This window comes from Pseudomonas sp. PA27(2017), from assembly GCF_001945445.1.
GTDB lineage: Bacteria > Pseudomonadota > Gammaproteobacteria > Pseudomonadales > Pseudomonadaceae > Aquipseudomonas.
Map to the genome: position 1 here is coordinate 228688 of NZ_MSXW01000026.1, position 15374 is coordinate 244061.

15 protein-coding genes are annotated in these 15374 nt (G+C 63.6%); 7 read left to right on the forward strand and 8 right to left on the reverse strand.

Annotated elements, in window-relative coordinates:
* Positions 1-156: 156 nt before the first annotated feature.
* The gene (locus tag BVH06_RS14805; RefSeq protein ID WP_075934548.1) at positions 157-558 is read left to right on the forward strand and encodes a quorum-sensing-regulated virulence factor family protein; all 402 of its coding nucleotides are present in this window, start codon (positions 157-159) and stop codon (positions 556-558) included.
* A gap of 51 nt (positions 559-609) precedes the next feature.
* Positions 610-1671 carry an LOG family protein gene (locus BVH06_RS14810; RefSeq protein WP_075934549.1) on the forward strand — a complete coding sequence of 354 codons (1062 nt, stop codon included), beginning with the start codon at positions 610-612 and terminating at the stop codon, positions 1669-1671.
* A gap of 64 nt (positions 1672-1735) precedes the next feature.
* On the opposite strand, the gene recX is transcribed toward BVH06_RS14810, so the two are convergent.
* From recX to BVH06_RS14825, 3 genes are all read right to left on the reverse strand, one after another.
* Positions 1736-2200 carry a recombination regulator RecX gene (gene recX, locus BVH06_RS14815; RefSeq protein WP_075934550.1) on the reverse strand — a complete coding sequence of 155 codons (465 nt, stop codon included), beginning with the start codon at positions 2198-2200 and terminating at the stop codon, positions 1736-1738.
* Positions 2200-3249 (reverse strand): recombinase RecA, encoded by a 1050-nt coding sequence (gene recA / locus BVH06_RS14820; RefSeq protein WP_075932670.1) that lies wholly within the window; start codon positions 3247-3249, stop codon positions 2200-2202. The genes recX and recA overlap by 1 nt, the downstream gene beginning before the upstream one ends.
* 83 nt (positions 3250-3332) lie before the next feature.
* Positions 3333-3845, reverse strand: a complete 513-nt coding sequence (locus BVH06_RS14825) for a CinA family protein (protein WP_075934551.1) — start codon at positions 3843-3845, stop codon at positions 3333-3335.
* Positions 3846-3923: 78 nt separating this feature from the next.
* On the opposite strand from BVH06_RS14825, the gene mutS reads away from it, so the two are divergent.
* Both mutS and fdxA read left to right on the forward strand, forming a co-directional pair.
* A complete protein-coding gene (gene mutS / locus BVH06_RS14830; RefSeq protein ID WP_075934552.1) occupies positions 3924-6497 on the forward strand; it encodes a DNA mismatch repair protein MutS in 2574 nt (857 codons plus the stop codon).
* Positions 6498-6779: 282 nt separating this feature from the next.
* Positions 6780-7103, forward strand: coding sequence for a ferredoxin FdxA (gene fdxA, locus BVH06_RS14835; protein ID WP_070885600.1), 324 nt, complete (start codon positions 6780-6782; stop codon positions 7101-7103).
* Between the two features lie 526 nt (positions 7104-7629).
* On the opposite strand, the gene BVH06_RS14840 is transcribed toward fdxA, so the two are convergent.
* From BVH06_RS14840 to BVH06_RS14850, 3 genes are all read right to left on the reverse strand, one after another.
* Positions 7630-7986: a PilZ domain-containing protein gene (locus tag BVH06_RS14840; protein ID WP_075934553.1), complete on the reverse strand. Its 357-nt coding sequence runs from the start codon at positions 7984-7986 to the stop codon at positions 7630-7632.
* 61 nt (positions 7987-8047) lie between these two features.
* Positions 8048-8470: a DUF4124 domain-containing protein gene (locus BVH06_RS14845; RefSeq protein WP_075934554.1), complete on the reverse strand. Its 423-nt coding sequence runs from the start codon at positions 8468-8470 to the stop codon at positions 8048-8050.
* A 34-nt stretch (positions 8471-8504) separates the two neighbouring features.
* Entirely contained in the window at positions 8505-8882 is a 378-nt protein-coding gene (locus BVH06_RS14850) for a tol-pal system YbgF family protein (protein ID WP_075932665.1), read from the reverse strand.
* A 179-nt stretch (positions 8883-9061) separates the two neighbouring features.
* Here BVH06_RS14850 and BVH06_RS14855 point away from each other — a divergent pair, with 179 nt between their 5' ends.
* Together BVH06_RS14855 and pyk are read left to right on the forward strand one after the other, a co-directional pair.
* On the forward strand, positions 9062-9970 hold the full coding sequence (locus BVH06_RS14855; protein ID WP_075932664.1) for a universal stress protein: 909 nt from the start codon (positions 9062-9064) through the stop codon (positions 9968-9970).
* Between the two features lie 71 nt (positions 9971-10041).
* Positions 10042-11493 carry a pyruvate kinase gene (gene pyk / locus BVH06_RS14860; protein ID WP_075934555.1) on the forward strand — a complete coding sequence of 484 codons (1452 nt, stop codon included), beginning with the start codon at positions 10042-10044 and terminating at the stop codon, positions 11491-11493.
* Positions 11494-11554: 61 nt separating this feature from the next.
* On the opposite strand, the gene BVH06_RS14865 is transcribed toward pyk, so the two are convergent.
* Both BVH06_RS14865 and BVH06_RS14870 read right to left on the reverse strand, forming a co-directional pair.
* Positions 11555-12493 (reverse strand): iron-sulfur-binding ferredoxin reductase, encoded by a 939-nt coding sequence (locus BVH06_RS14865; protein WP_075934556.1) that lies wholly within the window; start codon positions 12491-12493, stop codon positions 11555-11557.
* Entirely contained in the window at positions 12486-13613 is a 1128-nt protein-coding gene (locus BVH06_RS14870; RefSeq protein ID WP_075934557.1) for a diguanylate cyclase, read from the reverse strand. Before BVH06_RS14870 ends, BVH06_RS14865 begins: the two co-directional genes overlap by 8 nt.
* 195 nt (positions 13614-13808) lie before the next feature.
* On the opposite strand from BVH06_RS14870, the gene BVH06_RS14875 reads away from it, so the two are divergent.
* On the forward strand, positions 13809-15332 hold the full coding sequence (locus tag BVH06_RS14875) for a fumarate hydratase (RefSeq protein ID WP_075932660.1): 1524 nt from the start codon (positions 13809-13811) through the stop codon (positions 15330-15332).
* Positions 15333-15374 lie beyond the last annotated feature (42 nt).

Below are 15374 nucleotides of genomic sequence, written 5' to 3' on the forward strand. Positions count from 1 at the left end.
TTACCAAGTGCTGGCCGCACGGTGCCGCTCAATACGCACGCCGCAGCGGCGACAAGCTTGGTAACATCGATCACCGGCTGCCGACTTGATTCGCCAGAACGAACATAACCAGAAGAGCCCGGTCTATTACCGCTCACTGCCTTCAGGAGTCTGCCCATGCAGCGTATCGCCCTATCCGTTCTCCTCGCCAGCCTGCTCCTGCCAGCCGCTCATGCTGCGTCGCTCAAGGATTACGAGCTCACCAAAACCCTGGAAAAGGTGGCCAAGGAAAGCAGCGCCGGCACGCCGCGCGCCATCAACGAAGACATTCTCGACCGTGGCTACACCGTCGAAGGCAACGAGCTGATCAATCACCTCAGCGTTCGCCCCTCCCACGCCTCGCAGATGCGCGGCAACCCCGATACCGTCCGCGCCCAGCTGACCAACAGCGTGTGCAGCAATCCGGGCTTTCGCAAGCTGCTGGCCAGCGGTGCGGTGCTGCGCTATGAGTTCAGCGAGATCCAGAGCAACCGCCCCATCACCACCGAGCGATTCGGCAAGGCCGACTGCCGCCTGTAAGTCATGGGATTGTGCTAGAACTCGGGGCATTGACGCATAAGGAGTAGCGCAATGGACGACCACGCGAATGGCAACCTGCCGGCGAGCGGCGATGCACTGGCAGCTGATCTGGACGCCCTGGCAACGCGGATAACGCCGGCTGGCAGCGCCAACGTCGAGCTGTACCGGGAAATGCTCGCCACCGTGGCGCGCATGGCCCAGGCCGACCGCAATCGCTGGGACGCCAAGATCATGCTGCAGACCCTGCGTGAACTGGAGCGAGCGTTCGCCATGCTCGATCGTTTTCGCCATCGCCGCAAGGTCACCGTGTTCGGCTCCGCGCGCACCCAACCCGGTCATCCGGTCTACGCCCTGGCGCGGGAACTGGGCGAGACACTCGCCCGCCATGACCTGATGGTGATCACCGGTGCCGGTGGCGGCATCATGGCCGCCGCCCATGAAGGCGCGGGCCGCGACAACAGCCTGGGCTTCAACATCACCCTGCCCTTCGAGCAATCCGCCAATGCGGTCATGAAAGGCAGCGACAATCTGCTGTCCTTCCATTTCTTCTTTCTGCGCAAGCTGTTCTTCGTCAAGGAAGCCGACGCCCTGGTGCTCTGCCCGGGCGGCTTCGGCACCCTGGATGAAGCCCTGGAAGTCATCACCCTGATCCAGACCGGCAAGAGCCCGCTGGTGCCTGTGATCCTGCTCGACGAGCCGCATGGCACCTTCTGGCAGGGCTTGCTCGATTACATCCAGCAGAACCTGGACAGCAACGGCTACATCCTGTCCAGTGACCTGAACCTGATGCGCCTGGTACACGACGCCGAGTCGGCCGCCCGGGAAATCGATCGTTTCTACGCCAACTACCATTCCAGCCGCTGGCTGCAGGATCAGTTCGTGGTACGCATGCGCCATCCGCTGAGCGAAGCCGCGCTGGCGCATTTGAACCTGCAGTTCAGCGACCTGTGCAAGCATGGCGACATCCAGCAGCAACCAGCCGGTGACGAACTCGTCGACGGCGCCGAGCTGCATGAACTGCCAAGGCTGACGTTCGCCTTTAGCGGGCGTAATGCGGGACGTTTGCGGGAATTGCTCGACGTGATCAACCAGCCACAGCATTGGCTGAGCTGAACACAGCGTCAAAAGGAAAGGGACGCCTGGGCGTCAGAGTGGCGAACCGAGCCACGGGTGAGGGTCAGTCGTCGAACGCGCCGCGCAGCAGCTGGCCGACCAGATCCATCGGATAACCGCGATAGACCAGAAAACGCATCTGCTTGGCTCGCTCGCGAGCATCGTGAGGCAATTGACCAGCGAACTTGCGTTGCCAGGTTTCCCGCAAGCCTTCGTGCCAATCAATACCGCTGTCGCGCAGCGCCTGGTCGACATCCGCTCGCGCCAGGCCACGCTGGGAAAGATCATCGCGGATGCGCTGCGGGCCGAAACCCGAGCGCGCCCGGTAACCGATGAAACTCTCCAGATAACGCGCCTCGGACAACAGCCCCTCCTCGCTCAGGCGATCGAGGGCCGTTTCGATGTGCTCGTCGCTGGCTCCGCGCTGGCGCAACTTGCGCGCCAGTTCGACGCGCCCGTGTTCGCGACGCGCCAGCAGATCCATGGCGGCATGCCGCACCGCCGCGACGTTATCCAGAACAGCGGGCATCAGAAGTCGGCTTCGGTATCCACCAGGTCAGCAGCCGTGGCATTGGCCTTGGCAGGGCCGGACACCACCAGCAGCTTGTCGCGGATCTGGCCTTCGATCTCGCGGGCCACTTCCACGTTGTCTTCCAGGAACTTGGCGGCGTTGGCCTTGCCCTGACCGATCTTGTTGCCCTTGTAGCTGTACCAGGCGCCGGATTTTTCGACCAGACCCTGCTGCACGCCGAGGTCGATGATCTCGCCGTTACGGTAGATGCCCTTGCCGTAGAGAATCTGGAACTCGGCTTGGCGGAACGGCGGAGCGACCTTGTTCTTCACCACTTTCACACGGGTTTCGCTACCGACCACTTCGTCGCCCTCTTTCACCGCGCCAGTGCGGCGGATGTCGAGGCGAACCGAGGCGTAGAACTTCAGGGCGTTACCACCTGTGGTGGTTTCCGGGCTACCGAACATCACGCCGATCTTCATGCGGATCTGGTTGATGAAGATCACCAGGCAGTTGGCGTTCTTGATGTTGCCGGTGATCTTGCGCAGCGCTTGGGACATCAGACGCGCCTGCAGGCCGACGTGCATGTCGCCCATCTCACCTTCGATTTCCGCTTTCGGCACCAGGGCGGCAACGGAGTCGACGATGATCACGTCGATGGCGTTGGAGCGCACCAGCATGTCGGTGATTTCCAGGGCCTGCTCACCGGTATCCGGCTGCGAGACCAGCAGGTCGTCGACGTTGACGCCCAGCTTGCCGGCGTAGTCGGGGTCCAGCGCGTGCTCGGCGTCGACGAAGGCACAGGTGGCGCCTGCCTTCTGCGCTTCGGCGATGACCTGCAGGGTCAGCGTGGTCTTACCCGAGGATTCCGGGCCGTAGATTTCCACGATCCGGCCTTTCGGCAAGCCGCCAATGCCAAGCGCGATGTCGAGGCCCAGGGAGCCGGTGGAAATGGCCGGAATGGCCTGACGGTCGTGATCGCCCATGCGCATGACCGCGCCCTTGCCGAACTGTTTCTCGATCTGGCCCAGGGCAGCCGCCAACGCGCGCTTCTTGTTCTCGTCCATTGTATTCCTCACGTGATCAGAAGGGCCTGACGGCCAATAACTGTATAAGTAGACAGTATTATTCCACAGGGTTCGGCACTCGCCTACCCCGCAGCAGGATTTTCTTCGACCAGTAGTCGCAACAGGCCCTGCAACGCCGCTTCCACGGTTTGCAAACGCACGGCATCCCGACCGCCGGGGAACTGGAAGCGCCGGCTGAACAATGTGTCGCCATCGCCCCAGGCGATCCACACGGTGCCGACCGGCTTCTCCAGGCTACCGCCGCCCGGCCCGGCGACGCCGCTGACTGCCGTGGCATAGCGCGCGCCACTCTGGGCCTGGGCGCCGCGCACCATGGCCTCGACCACCTCGCGACTGACCGCGCCTACCGTGCCGAAGTGTGCTTCGGGCACGCCTAGCTGGCGGGTTTTCTGGGCATTGGAATAGGTGACGAAGCCAGCCTCGAACCAGGCCGAGCTGCCCGCCACACGGGTTATGGCCTCGGCGATGCCACCACCGGTGCAGGACTCGGCGGTGGTGACCTGAGCGTCCTCGGCCAGCAGCGCCTGGCCGAGACGGGCGGCGAGCCCGGTGATGGACCGTTCATCGATATTCATCTGCGCTCCGGGGTTAAAGCGGGAGGGGTCGATACCGTACACTACGCGCTTTTGCGATTCAGCCGGACACTCGACACGATGAGCCAAAGCGACCTCAGTTCTCACACCCCGATGATGCAGCAGTATTGGCGGCTGAAGAATCAGCACCCGGACCAGCTGATGTTCTATCGCATGGGTGACTTCTACGAGATCTTCTACGAGGACGCCAAGAAAGCCGCCAAATTGCTGGACATCACCCTGACCGCCCGCGGGCAGTCGGCGGGCCAGTCGATTCCGATGTGCGGTATTCCGTTCCACTCGGTCGAGGGCTACCTGGCCAAACTGGTCAAGCTCGGCGAGTCGGTGGTCATCTGCGAGCAGATCGGCGACCCGGCCACCAGCAAGGGCCCGGTGGAACGCCAGGTGGTGCGCATCATCACCCCGGGCACCATCAGCGACGAAGCGCTGCTCGACGAACACCGCGACAACCTGCTGGCTGCCGTATTGGGTGAGGAGCGCCTGTTCGGCCTTGCCGTGCTGGACATCACCAGCGGCCGCTTCAGCGTGCTGGAGATAAAAGGCTGGGAAAACCTGCTGGCCGAACTCGAGCGCCTCAACCCGGCCGAGTTGCTGATTCCCGATGACTGGCCCCAGGGCCTGCCGGCCGAGAAGCGCCGTGGCTCGCGTCGCCGTGCGCCCTGGGATTTCGAGCGCGACACGGCCCAGAAGAGCCTGTGCCAGCAGTTCGGCACCCAGGACCTCAAAGGCTTCGGCTGCGAAACCCTGACGCTGGCCATCGGTGCAGCCGGCTGCCTGCTGGCCTATGCCAAGGAAACCCAGCGCACTGCCCTGCCCCACCTGCGCAGCCTGCGCCATGAACGCATCGACGATACGGTCATCCTCGACGGCGCCAGCCGCCGCAACCTGGAACTGGACGTCAACCTCGCCGGCGGCCGCGACAACACCCTGCAATCGGTGGTCGACCGCTGTCAGACCGCCATGGGCAGCCGCCTGCTCGGCCGCTGGCTGAACCGTCCGCTGCGTGACCGCGCAGTGCTCGAAGCCCGCCAGGAGTCGATAGCCTGCCTTCTGGATCGCTACCGTTTCGAAACCCTGCAGCCGCAGCTCAAGGAAATCGGCGACCTGGAGCGTATTCTTGCCCGTATCGGCCTGCGTAATGCGCGCCCGCGGGATCTGGCACGCCTGCGCGATGCCCTTGGCGCCCTGCCCGAGCTGCAACAGGCCATGGCCCAGCTCGACTGCGCCCACCTGACCGCGCTGGCAGGCACCGTCAGCACCTACCCGGAACTGGCCGAGCTACTCGCGACGGCGATCATCGACAACCCGCCAGCGGTGATTCGCGATGGTGGCGTGCTGAAAACCGGCTATGACGCCGAACTCGACGAGCTGCAGTCGCTCAGCGAGAACGCCGGTCAGTACCTGATGGATCTGGAAACCCGCGAGAAGGCCCGTACCGGCCTGGCCAACCTCAAGGTCGGCTACAACCGCGTGCATGGTTACTTCATCGAACTGCCGAGCAAGCAGGCCGAGTCGGCGCCGGCCGACTATATCCGTCGCCAGACGCTCAAGGGCGCCGAGCGCTTCATCACCCCCGAGCTCAAGGAGTTCGAAGACAAGGCGCTGTCGGCCAAGAGCCGCGCGCTGGCCCGTGAGAAGCAGCTCTACGAAGAACTGCTCGAGCGCCTGATCGGCCACCTCGGGCCGCTGCAGGACAGCGCCGCCGCGCTGGCCGAACTGGACGTGCTGAGCAACCTGGCCGAACGTGCCCTGAACCTGGACCTCAATCGCCCGCGCTTCGTCGACGAGCCGTGCATGCTGATCGAGCAGGGTCGCCACCCGGTGGTCGAGCAGGTGCTGACCACACCGTTCGTCGCCAACGACCTGAAGCTCGACGACGCCACGCGGATGCTGATCATCACCGGCCCGAACATGGGCGGTAAGTCGACCTACATGCGCCAGACCGCACTGATCGTGCTGCTCGCCCATATCGGCAGCTTCGTACCGGCGGCGCGCTGCGAGCTGTCGATGGTCGACCGCATTTTCACCCGCATCGGCTCCAGCGACGACCTGGCCGGCGGCCGCTCGACCTTCATGGTGGAGATGAGCGAAACCGCCAACATCCTGCATAACGCCAGCGACCGCAGCCTGGTGCTGATGGACGAAGTGGGCCGCGGTACCAGCACCTTCGACGGCCTGTCGCTGGCCTGGGCAGCGGCCGAGCAACTGGCCAGTCTGCGCGCCTACACGCTGTTCGCCACCCATTACTTCGAACTCACCGTGCTGCCGGAAAGCCAGCCGGCGGTGGCTAACGTGCACCTCAATGCCACCGAGCACAACGAGCGCATCGTCTTCCTGCACCACGTGCTACCCGGCCCGGCCAGCCAGAGCTATGGCCTGGCCGTGGCGCAGCTGGCGGGCGTACCGGGCCCGGTAATCCTGCGTGCCCGTGAACACCTGGCCCGCCTGGAAACCACCAGCCTGCCCCACGACCTGCCGCCGCAAGGTGCAGGGCAGCCGGCTGCACCGATGCAAAGCGACCTGTTCGCCAGCCTGCCGCACCCCGTGCTCGAGGAGCTGCAGCTGGTCAATCCGGATGACCTTAGCCCACGCAAGGCACTCGAACTGTTATATGCATGGAAGGCGCGGGTCTAACGCCGGAGCCAACTAGCTGATAGAATCCCGCGCGCTCCGGGAGCGCTGCGGCCTTTAGCAGGCCGTTGAAAACGTAGGCGAGGCAGGCAAGACAAGGCAAAAACGGCCGAAAAAGCGCAGTTTACAGGCTGTAAATGAGCATTTTTTGGCCGTTTTTAACGCAGTATTGCCAACGCAGGTAGTTTTCGACGGCTTGTTAGCCTGGCCCGCAGCCCATTCCAGAGCCTAAGAGCGGCCGATTCAGAAACCGCTCGCTGCCGTAGCCCGAGGAGAAAACTAGAAATGACCTTCGTCGTCACCGACAACTGCATCAAGTGCAAGTACACCGACTGCGTGGAAGTCTGTCCGGTGGACTGCTTCTACGAGGGCCCGAACTTCCTGGTGATCCACCCGGATGAGTGCATCGACTGCGCGCTTTGCGAGCCCGAGTGCCCGGCACAGGCCATCTTCTCCGAAGACGAGATACCCGATGGCATGCAGGAATACATCGAGCTCAACGCCGAGCTGGCAGAAGTCTGGCCGAACATCACCGAGCGCAAAGACGCCCTGCCCGATGCCGAAGAGTGGGATGGTGTGAAAGACAAGCTGCAGCACCTCGAGCGCTGAGCGAGGCGGCATCAGCCGTCGACGAAAATGCCGCTACCCGAACGGGTGCGGCATTTTTCATGGGCGTCTGAAAAGTTGGACTGATCGCGCCCTGGCGATCCAAGGCAGCAAATGGGAAGCTGCACGAGCACTTTTCGGCAGGCAAAAAAAGGGGCGGTTTTACCCGCCCACTCTTTTGTCCCTATTCCCTGAAACTCCCAACTCATCATCCTGATGAATCGCATCCCGCGACGTCCTGGCCGTTTTCCTTAACAGCCTGTGCTTGTCCCTGAGCACGGTTCAGATATTAGCGACTCAAGGATTTATCACAACGCCATGGCAGCGGTTGGTGCCGGCCAATAAAAGCCCCGTAAAATAAAATAAATTCTTTATATTCAACTAGTTAGAAAAACCATTTTTCAACGAGTCAGTTTCCAAGCGCTAAACCGTCATCTTTGCTTACAGTACGTGTAAGCAATGTCTTACACGGGCAGGGAGAAAAGAAGCGGAACGAGCGACGCAATGCATGATCGGCCTTTTCAAGCCGTCATACCGATGCCGCGAGCGGGTGAAAGCTGAAGTAGTAACGTAACGCCTCGACCATTTCGAGATAGTCCTCGGGTGGCGCCTCGAGTGCGAACCCCGAATCGAAACTGCCTGGCGTCACGTCTTCCTGGCACCACTGGCAGGTGGCCGTGAAGTCGATGTAGCGAAAGCCGTCGCAACCCGGGATCTTCAACCGCAGGTCGAAGCAGCCGCCAACCAGTACCGGCAATTGGCTGATCAGCATCAGGCCATCCGCCGACACATTGCCCAGATGACCGATCGGTTTGTCGGTAAAGGCATTGAAGACGTTCAGGTAGTACGGCAGTTGATGCCGCTCGATATGGCGATTGGCGTTCATGATGGCAGAGCGCTATGAGTGTTAGCCGAGTATGCCGCCTACTTGGCGAACTGACCAGCGCTCATTGGCAGCGGCCTGACAACTGGCTGCCGAGCTGGGCCCGCGCGGCGTCCAGCTCCTGATCGCTGTAATAATGGCGTTCGCCATTGGCGCCTGGCTGGTAGTAGCGACGCCCTTGGGGCATCGAGGCGAGATGAGCACGCAGCTGGGCGCACTCCTTGGCGAGTTGCGCCTGCTGCTCACGGCGAGCCTGTGCCGCCTGGGCCTGTTCGTCGCGGCGCGCCTGGAAGTAGCGTTCGGCACGCTGCTCACGCGCCTGGGTGGCAGCGTCGCGCTCGACCACCTGCGGGCGTACCTCGATCACCCGCGCCTCGGCGTCTTGAGGCTGCTGGCCGAAATGCACCTGGCCGTTTTCATCGACCCAGCGGTACACCTGCCCGAAGGCCAGGCAAGGTAGCAGCAACAGACTTAGCAACGCGCGCATCGCAGCCTCTCCCCCGGCGAGCAATCCTGTGCGGTCAGAGCGCTCCGGCAGGCGATACCTTGGCGGGCTCCGGCACGCCATGATGGCCGAGCTGACGCAGGGTTTCCAGCCGCGCGCGGGCACGGAAGGCGTATTCACTGGTGGGGTAGCGGCCAATGATGAACTGGTAGGTCTGCGCCGCATCGAGGTAGAGGTTCTGCCGCTCCAGGCATTGCCCGCGCAGCAGGGAAATCTCCGGCTGAATATAGCTGCGCGAACGACTCGAACGCTCGGCCTGGGACAGATACAGCAAGGCGTCTTCGCAATCGCCCCGGTCGTAAGCCTGGTAGGCCTTGTTCAGATGGTGATCGAGCGACATGCGGGTGCACCCGCCAACGACCAGGACACAGCACAGCAGCAACAGAATACGCATGGGTTTCTCCTCCAATGAGCAGCGTATCGGCGCGGTCCGCGAAAACTGAACAGTCGCAACATGCTGCATTGGCTTGGACGATGAACGATTGGTAGCGGTCTTCTAGGCTGATTCAGGTCAACGCATGCCCGCTAAGGATGGGCTGCAATGCCAGAAAATCACGTTGCGAGGTCGCACCCATGAAACTCGAAAAGCTACTGGTCGTGATCGACGCCAGCCAACCCAGCCACCCCGCCCTGGAACGTGCCGCCTGGCTGGCCCGCCGCTCCCAGGCGCAGCTGCACGTGCTGCTGGTCGAGTATAGCGCCGCCCTGGATGGCAGCATGCTGGAAAACAGCCTGCAGAACAGAGCCCGGGATGCCCTGCTCGAGCAGCGCAACAAGTGGTTGCAGGAATTGCTTGCGCCCCTGCAGAGCGAAGGCCTGGCCCTGCAGCAGGAGGTTCGCTGGGGTAAACGCCTGCACGAAACGGTGCTCGAAGCCGCCGAACTCCTGCAACCGGATCTGGTGCTCAAGTCCGCTGCCCACAATAATCTGCTACGCCGCCTGCTGCTGACCGACAGCTGCTGGCAACTGATGCGCCACTGCCCGTTCCCGCTGTGGCTGGTGCACCACGCCGAATGGCGCGGACACAACCTGTGTACCGCCGTCGATCCGCTGCACAAGGACGACAAGCCAGCCACCCTCGATCATCACCTGATCGAGACCAGCCAGGCGCTTGCCAAGGCCCTGGGCATGCATGCAGACATCGTCCATTGCCACGCGCCACTGCCACGCACGCTGCTCAACAATACCGAACTGCTGGCCACTTACGAGAAGTACCTCAGCGACGATGCGCAGCAACACCATCAGGCATTCGATGAACTGGTGCGCCAGCACGCAATCGCACCGGACGCCGCTCACCTGCTCGAAGGTGCCCCGGAGAACATGCTGCCGCGCTTCGTGCGCAAGCACGAAATCGACCTGCTGGTGATGGGCGCCATCGCCCGCGGCCGGCTGGACACCATCCTCATCGGCCACACCGCCGAGCGCCTGCTCGAATCGGTGGACTGCGACCTGCTGGTGGTCAAGCTGCCTGCCGAAAAGTAGTGCAGCGCAACGATGACTACAGCGCGGCGGCGTAGTAGCCTCGCGGTCTGCTTCAATCAAGGAGTCCGCGCATGACCGTTCGCCGCACCAAAATCGTCGCCACCCTCGGCCCAGCCAGCAACTCGCCGCAGATGCTGGAAAAGCTGATCCTGGCTGGGCTGGATGTCGCCCGTCTGAACTTCTCCCACGGCTCGCCGGAAGAGCACAAGGCACGCGCCCAGCTGGTACGCGACATCGCCGCCAAGCATGGCCGACACGTGGCCCTGCTGGGCGACCTGCAAGGCCCGAAGATCCGCATCGCCAAGTTCGCCAACAAGCGTATCGAGCTGGAAGTCGGTGATCGCTTCACCTTCTCCACCAGCCATCCACTGACCGAGGGCAACCAGCAGGTTGTCGGTATCGACTACCCGGATCTGGTCAAGGATTGCGGCGTCGGCGACGAGCTGCTGCTCGACGATGGTCGCGTGGTCATGCGCGTTGAAAGCACCACCCCCGATACCCTCGAATGCGTCGTACTGATCGGCGGCCCACTGTCCGACCACAAGGGCATCAACCGTCGTGGTGGTGGCCTCACCGCCCCGGCACTGACCGAGAAGGACAAGGCCGACATCAAGCTCGCGGCCGAAATGGACCTGGATTACCTGGCCGTGTCCTTCCCGCGTGATGCGGCGGACATGGAATACGCCCGCCAGCTGCGTGACGAGTCTGGCGGCAAGGCCTGGCTGGTCGCCAAGATCGAGCGTGCCGAAGCGGTCGCCGACGACGAAACCCTCGACGGCCTGATCAAGGCCAGCGACGTGGTGATGGTGGCCCGTGGCGACCTGGGCGTGGAAATCGGCGACGCCGAGCTGGTGGGCATTCAGAAGAAGATCATTCTGCACGCACGTCGCCACAACAAGGCGGTGATCGTCGCGACCCAGATGATGGAGTCGATGATCCATAACCCGATGCCGACCCGTGCCGAGGTCTCCGACGTAGCCAACGCCGTGCTCGACTACACCGACGCGGTCATGCTGTCGGCCGAGAGCGCCGCCGGTGCCTACCCGCTGGAAGCCGTGCAGGCCATGGCGCGTATCTGCCTGGGCGCCGAGCGTCACCCGACTGGCAAGAGCTCCAGCCACCGTATCGGCAAAACCTTCGAGCGTTGCGACGAGAGCATCGCCCTGGCGGCGATGTACACGGCCAACCACTTCCCGGGCGTGAAGGCGATCATCGCGCTCACCGAGAGTGGCTACACCCCGTTGATCATGTCGCGTATCCGCTCCTCGGTGCCGATCTACTCGTTCTCCCCACACCGCGACACTCAAGCGCGCTCGGCCATGTTCCGCGGCGTGTACACCATTCCGTTCGACCCGGCCGCCCTGCCCCCAGGCGAAGTCAGCCAGGCAGCGGTGGACGAGCTGCTCAAGCGTGGCTTGGTCGAGCAAGGCGACTGGGTCATCCTTACCAAGGGCGACAGCTACCACACCATCGGCGGCACCAACGGCATGAAGATCCTGCATGTCGGTGACGCACTGGTCTGAGGATCAGCGCAGCAACGAGAAGGCCCGCATCGATGCGGGCCTTTTCATGTGTGTCGGATAATCAGGCGTGAGGCACAAACTGGTCGCTCAGTAGCTGGCTGCGCGGCAGGCCAGCCAAGTACAGACGCCGTGAGAACGCCTCCACCGCCTCGGAACCGCCGCAGAGCAAGGCCACCGTCTGCCGGGACGCGAGGCGCAGGGTCGACAGGAACGCGGGCAACTGCGCCGCCTCGATCAGTTCGAGCTGCACCCGTGGATTATGCAGGGCGACTTCCCGCAGCGACTGCGCCAGGTAATGCTCTTCACCCGTGCTGGCCAGATGCACGACGCGGATCGGTCCCTGATGATCCTGACGCAGCGCCTCGCGCAACACGGCCCACAAGGGCGCCAGGCCGGTTCCGGCGCCGAGCAGCCAAAGCGGCCGTTCCTGCCAGTCAGCGTCGTAGCGCAGCGCCCCGCCGCTCAGCGCTCCGAGGCGAAGACTATCGCCCGTCTGAAGCTGCCGGGCGGCATCACAGAAAGCGCCAGGCCGGCCACAATCGATGTGAAATTCCAGGCTGGCGTCTTCCCCAGGCAGACAGGCCAGCGAGTATGGTCGGGCGATACCCTCGGCCGTCCATAACAGCAGGTGCTGGCCCGCCCGATAGCGCAGGGGTTGCTGCGGCTGCAGGCGCAGGCGCACTACCCGCTCGCTGAGCCAATCCAGGGCCTGTACCTGTGCCGGCAGCCCATCGCGGGTCGGGTCGAATACTTCCACCTGCAAGGGCTCGACCACGCTGCACTGGCAAGCCAGCCGCCAGCCCTGCTCGCGACGCGCGGAATCGAGGACGTCAGGTTTGGCGTCGCGCGGCTCGCCCGCCACGCAGCGCACCATGCAGGCCTGGCAACTGCCGGCGCGGCAACTGTAGGGCACCGCCACGCCGGCGCCGAGCAAGGCATCGAGCAGATTGCTGGCAGCGGCCACTTCCCAGTGGCGCTCACCGAAGCGCAGCTCAGGCATCGGCCAACATCCAGGTCGAGGCACTGCAATTGCGGCCACTGCGCTTGGCCTGGTAGAGCGCCTGGTCGGCCCGGTGCAGGGCTTCGTCGAGATCGTCGTGCATGGTCACCAGGGTCATTCCCACGGACAGGCTGAGATTGGGCACCTTAACATTAACCGGCTCGCACTCACTGAACGCCACGCGCAGGCGCTCGCAGCAGGCCAGGAAGGAATCGGCATCGGTATCGGGTATCAGCAGGACGAACTCCTCGCCACCGTAGCGGGCGATCACGTCACCTTCGCGCAGACAGGCGCTGGCCACGCCGGCGAAAGCTTGCAGCACGCGGTCGCCGGCGGCATGACCGTGCCGGTCGTTGATGCTCTTGAAGTGATCCAGATCGATCAGTGCCAGGCCGTGCTGGCGCAGGGGCGTCAGGCTCTCCAGCGCCTGGGCGGCCATGCGCAGGAAATGCCGGCGGTTGTACAGGCCGGTGAGTTCGTCGGTGGCCACCATGTCCTCGAGCTGGCGCATCATGCCGCGCAGGGTTTCCTGGTGCGCCTGCAGGGCGAAGCGGCGCTTGCGCATACGCTGGCGCATCTGCTGCATGTACCAGGCGAACAGGTTCAGCCAGGCCAGCACCAGGCCCAGCACGCAAACCTGCAGCACTGCCAGGCCGAGATCCCGGGTGGTGCCCGCCTGGAACTCGTAGATATTGATGGCCAGGAAACCGCCGAAGGCCAGGCACGCGCAGCGAAAGAACACCCAGGTGCGCAGCTGGAACAGCCCGAACAACATCGACATCGGGTAGACCACCAGCAGACTGCCGCGCCCATGGTCGAGCATGGCGACCAGCGCCGTGGTCAGGCACAGGGCAACCAGCACCTGCACCTCAGTCAGGCTCGGGTCAGCGAAGCCCAGGTTGCGACCACTGAGAAAAGCGCCGAGAAATGCCAGCTGGCTGATCACGGTAGCGCCCAGCAGCAGCGCGACCGCATTGCCGGCTGCGCTGAACAGGCCACAGAAATAAGCCACCAGCACGACGACGGAGAGGGTCAGGTAGGTGGCCACGGCCATGCCGAAGCGCTTGATCAGCAGGCGCTGCAGGGTCTTTTGATTGAGTGGATGGTTGCTGGAGGTCATGGGCTCCCTCCCATACTGGCAACTGGCCTCCACTCTAACCGTGCGCCATGCAAAAGCCTAGTGAATATGTGGAGTTATCGCGCCAGCCCAACGGGTGTCCCGCGCGCCGCCTGCGCGGTATACTGCCGCGCCTTTTAGAACGAGCCGGCAACGCTCCGGCATTTGAAGTTCCTGCCCTACAAGGGAGCGCCCTACATGACCGTGATCAAGCAAGACGACCTGATCCAGAGCGTCGCCGACGCCCTGCAGTTCATCTCCTACTACCACCCCGTCGACTTCATCCAGGCGATGCACGAAGCCTACCTGAAGGAAGAATCGCCGGCTGCCCGCGACTCCATGGCGCAGATCCTGATCAACTCGCGCATGTGTGCCACCGGCCACCGCCCGATCTGCCAGGACACCGGCATCGTCACCGTATTCGTCAAGGTCGGCATGGACGTGCGCTGGGACGGCGCCACCATGAGCGTCGACGACATGATCAACGAAGGCGTACGCCGCGCCTACAACCTGCCCGAGAACGTGCTGCGCGCCTCGATCCTGGCCGACCCGGCCGGTGCCCGCAAGAACACCAAGGACAACACCCCGGCCGTGATCCACTACTCCATCGTCCCTGGCGACAAGGTGGAAGTGGACGTCGCGGCCAAGGGCGGCGGCTCCGAGAACAAGTCGAAGATGGCCATGCTCAACCCGTCCGACTCGATCGTCGATTGGGTGCTGAAGACCGTGCCGACCATGGGCGCCGGCTGGTGCCCGCCCGGCATGCTCGGCATCGGCATCGGCGGTACCGCCGAGAAGGCCGCGGTGATGGCCAAGGAAGTGCTCATGGAGCACATCGACATCCATGAACTGCAGGCCCGTGGCCCGCAGAACAAGATCGAAGAGCTGCGTCTGGAGCTATTCGAGAAGGTCAACCAGCTGGGCATCGGCGCCCAGGGCCTGGGCGGCCTGACCACCGTGCTCGACGTCAAGATCATGGATTACCCGACCCACGCGGCTTCGCTGCCGGTGTGCATGATCCCCAACTGCGCCGCCACCCGTCACGCCCACTTCGTGCTCGATGGCAGCGGCCCGGCCGAGCTGGAAGCGCCTTCCCTGGACGCCTACCCGGAAATCGTCTGGGAAGCCGGCCCGTCGGCGCGCCGCGTCGACCTCGACACCCTGACCCCGGAAGACGTGCAGAGCTGGAAGCCGGGCGAGACCATCCTGCTCAACGGCAAGATGCTCACCGGTCGCGACGCCGCGCACAAGCGCATGGTCGAGATGCTCAACAAGGGTGAACAACTGCCGGTCGACCTGAAAGGCCGCTTCATCTACTACGTGGGCCCGGTCGACCCGATCGGCGACGAAGTGGTAGGCCCAGCCGGCCCGACCACCGCCACGCGGATGGACAAGTTCACCCGGCAGATCCTCGAGCAGACCGGCCTGTTGGGCATGATCGGCAAATCCGAGCGCGGCCCGACCGCCATCGACGCGATCAAGGACAACAAGGCCGTGTACCTGATGGCCGTCGGTGGCGCCGCCTATCTGGTCGCACAGGCGATCAAGAAGTCCAAGGTGCTGGCATTCGCCGAGCTGGGCATGGAAGCGATCTACGAGTTCGAGGTCAAGGACATGCCGGTCACCGTCGCTGTCGACAGCAACGGCGAGTCGGTGCACATCACGGGTCCTGCGATCTGGAACAAGAAGATCGCCGAAAGCCTGGCGGTGGAAGTGCAGTAAGCATCGCCCTGCGATAGACAAGAGCCCGGCCTAGTGCCGGGC

What these genes read in the sequence shown, in the direction of transcription:
- BVH06_RS14805 (WP_075934548.1), top strand. Translation starts at nt 157, where the DNA reads ATGCAGCGTATCGCCCTATCCGTTCTCCTCGCCAGCCTGCTCCTGCCA.
- BVH06_RS14810 (WP_075934549.1), top strand. Translation starts at nt 610, where the DNA reads ATGGACGACCACGCGAATGGCAACCTGCCGGCGAGCGGCGATGCACTG.
- recX (WP_075934550.1), bottom strand. Translation starts at nt 2,200, where the DNA reads ATGCCCGCTGTTCTGGATAACGTCGCGGCGGTGCGGCATGCCGCCATG.
- recA (WP_075932670.1), bottom strand. Translation starts at nt 3,249, where the DNA reads ATGGACGAGAACAAGAAGCGCGCGTTGGCGGCTGCCCTGGGCCAGATC.
- BVH06_RS14825 (WP_075934551.1), bottom strand. Translation starts at nt 3,845, where the DNA reads ATGAATATCGATGAACGGTCCATCACCGGGCTCGCCGCCCGTCTCGGC.
- mutS (WP_075934552.1), top strand. Translation starts at nt 3,924, where the DNA reads ATGAGCCAAAGCGACCTCAGTTCTCACACCCCGATGATGCAGCAGTAT.
- fdxA (WP_070885600.1), top strand. Translation starts at nt 6,780, where the DNA reads ATGACCTTCGTCGTCACCGACAACTGCATCAAGTGCAAGTACACCGAC.
- BVH06_RS14840 (WP_075934553.1), bottom strand. Translation starts at nt 7,986, where the DNA reads ATGAACGCCAATCGCCATATCGAGCGGCATCAACTGCCGTACTACCTG.
- BVH06_RS14845 (WP_075934554.1), bottom strand. Translation starts at nt 8,470, where the DNA reads ATGCGCGCGTTGCTAAGTCTGTTGCTGCTACCTTGCCTGGCCTTCGGG.
- BVH06_RS14850 (WP_075932665.1), bottom strand. Translation starts at nt 8,882, where the DNA reads ATGCGTATTCTGTTGCTGCTGTGCTGTGTCCTGGTCGTTGGCGGGTGC.
- BVH06_RS14855 (WP_075932664.1), top strand. Translation starts at nt 9,062, where the DNA reads ATGAAACTCGAAAAGCTACTGGTCGTGATCGACGCCAGCCAACCCAGC.
- pyk (WP_075934555.1), top strand. Translation starts at nt 10,042, where the DNA reads ATGACCGTTCGCCGCACCAAAATCGTCGCCACCCTCGGCCCAGCCAGC.
- BVH06_RS14865 (WP_075934556.1), bottom strand. Translation starts at nt 12,493, where the DNA reads ATGCCTGAGCTGCGCTTCGGTGAGCGCCACTGGGAAGTGGCCGCTGCC.
- BVH06_RS14870 (WP_075934557.1), bottom strand. Translation starts at nt 13,613, where the DNA reads ATGACCTCCAGCAACCATCCACTCAATCAAAAGACCCTGCAGCGCCTG.
- BVH06_RS14875 (WP_075932660.1), top strand. Translation starts at nt 13,809, where the DNA reads ATGACCGTGATCAAGCAAGACGACCTGATCCAGAGCGTCGCCGACGCC.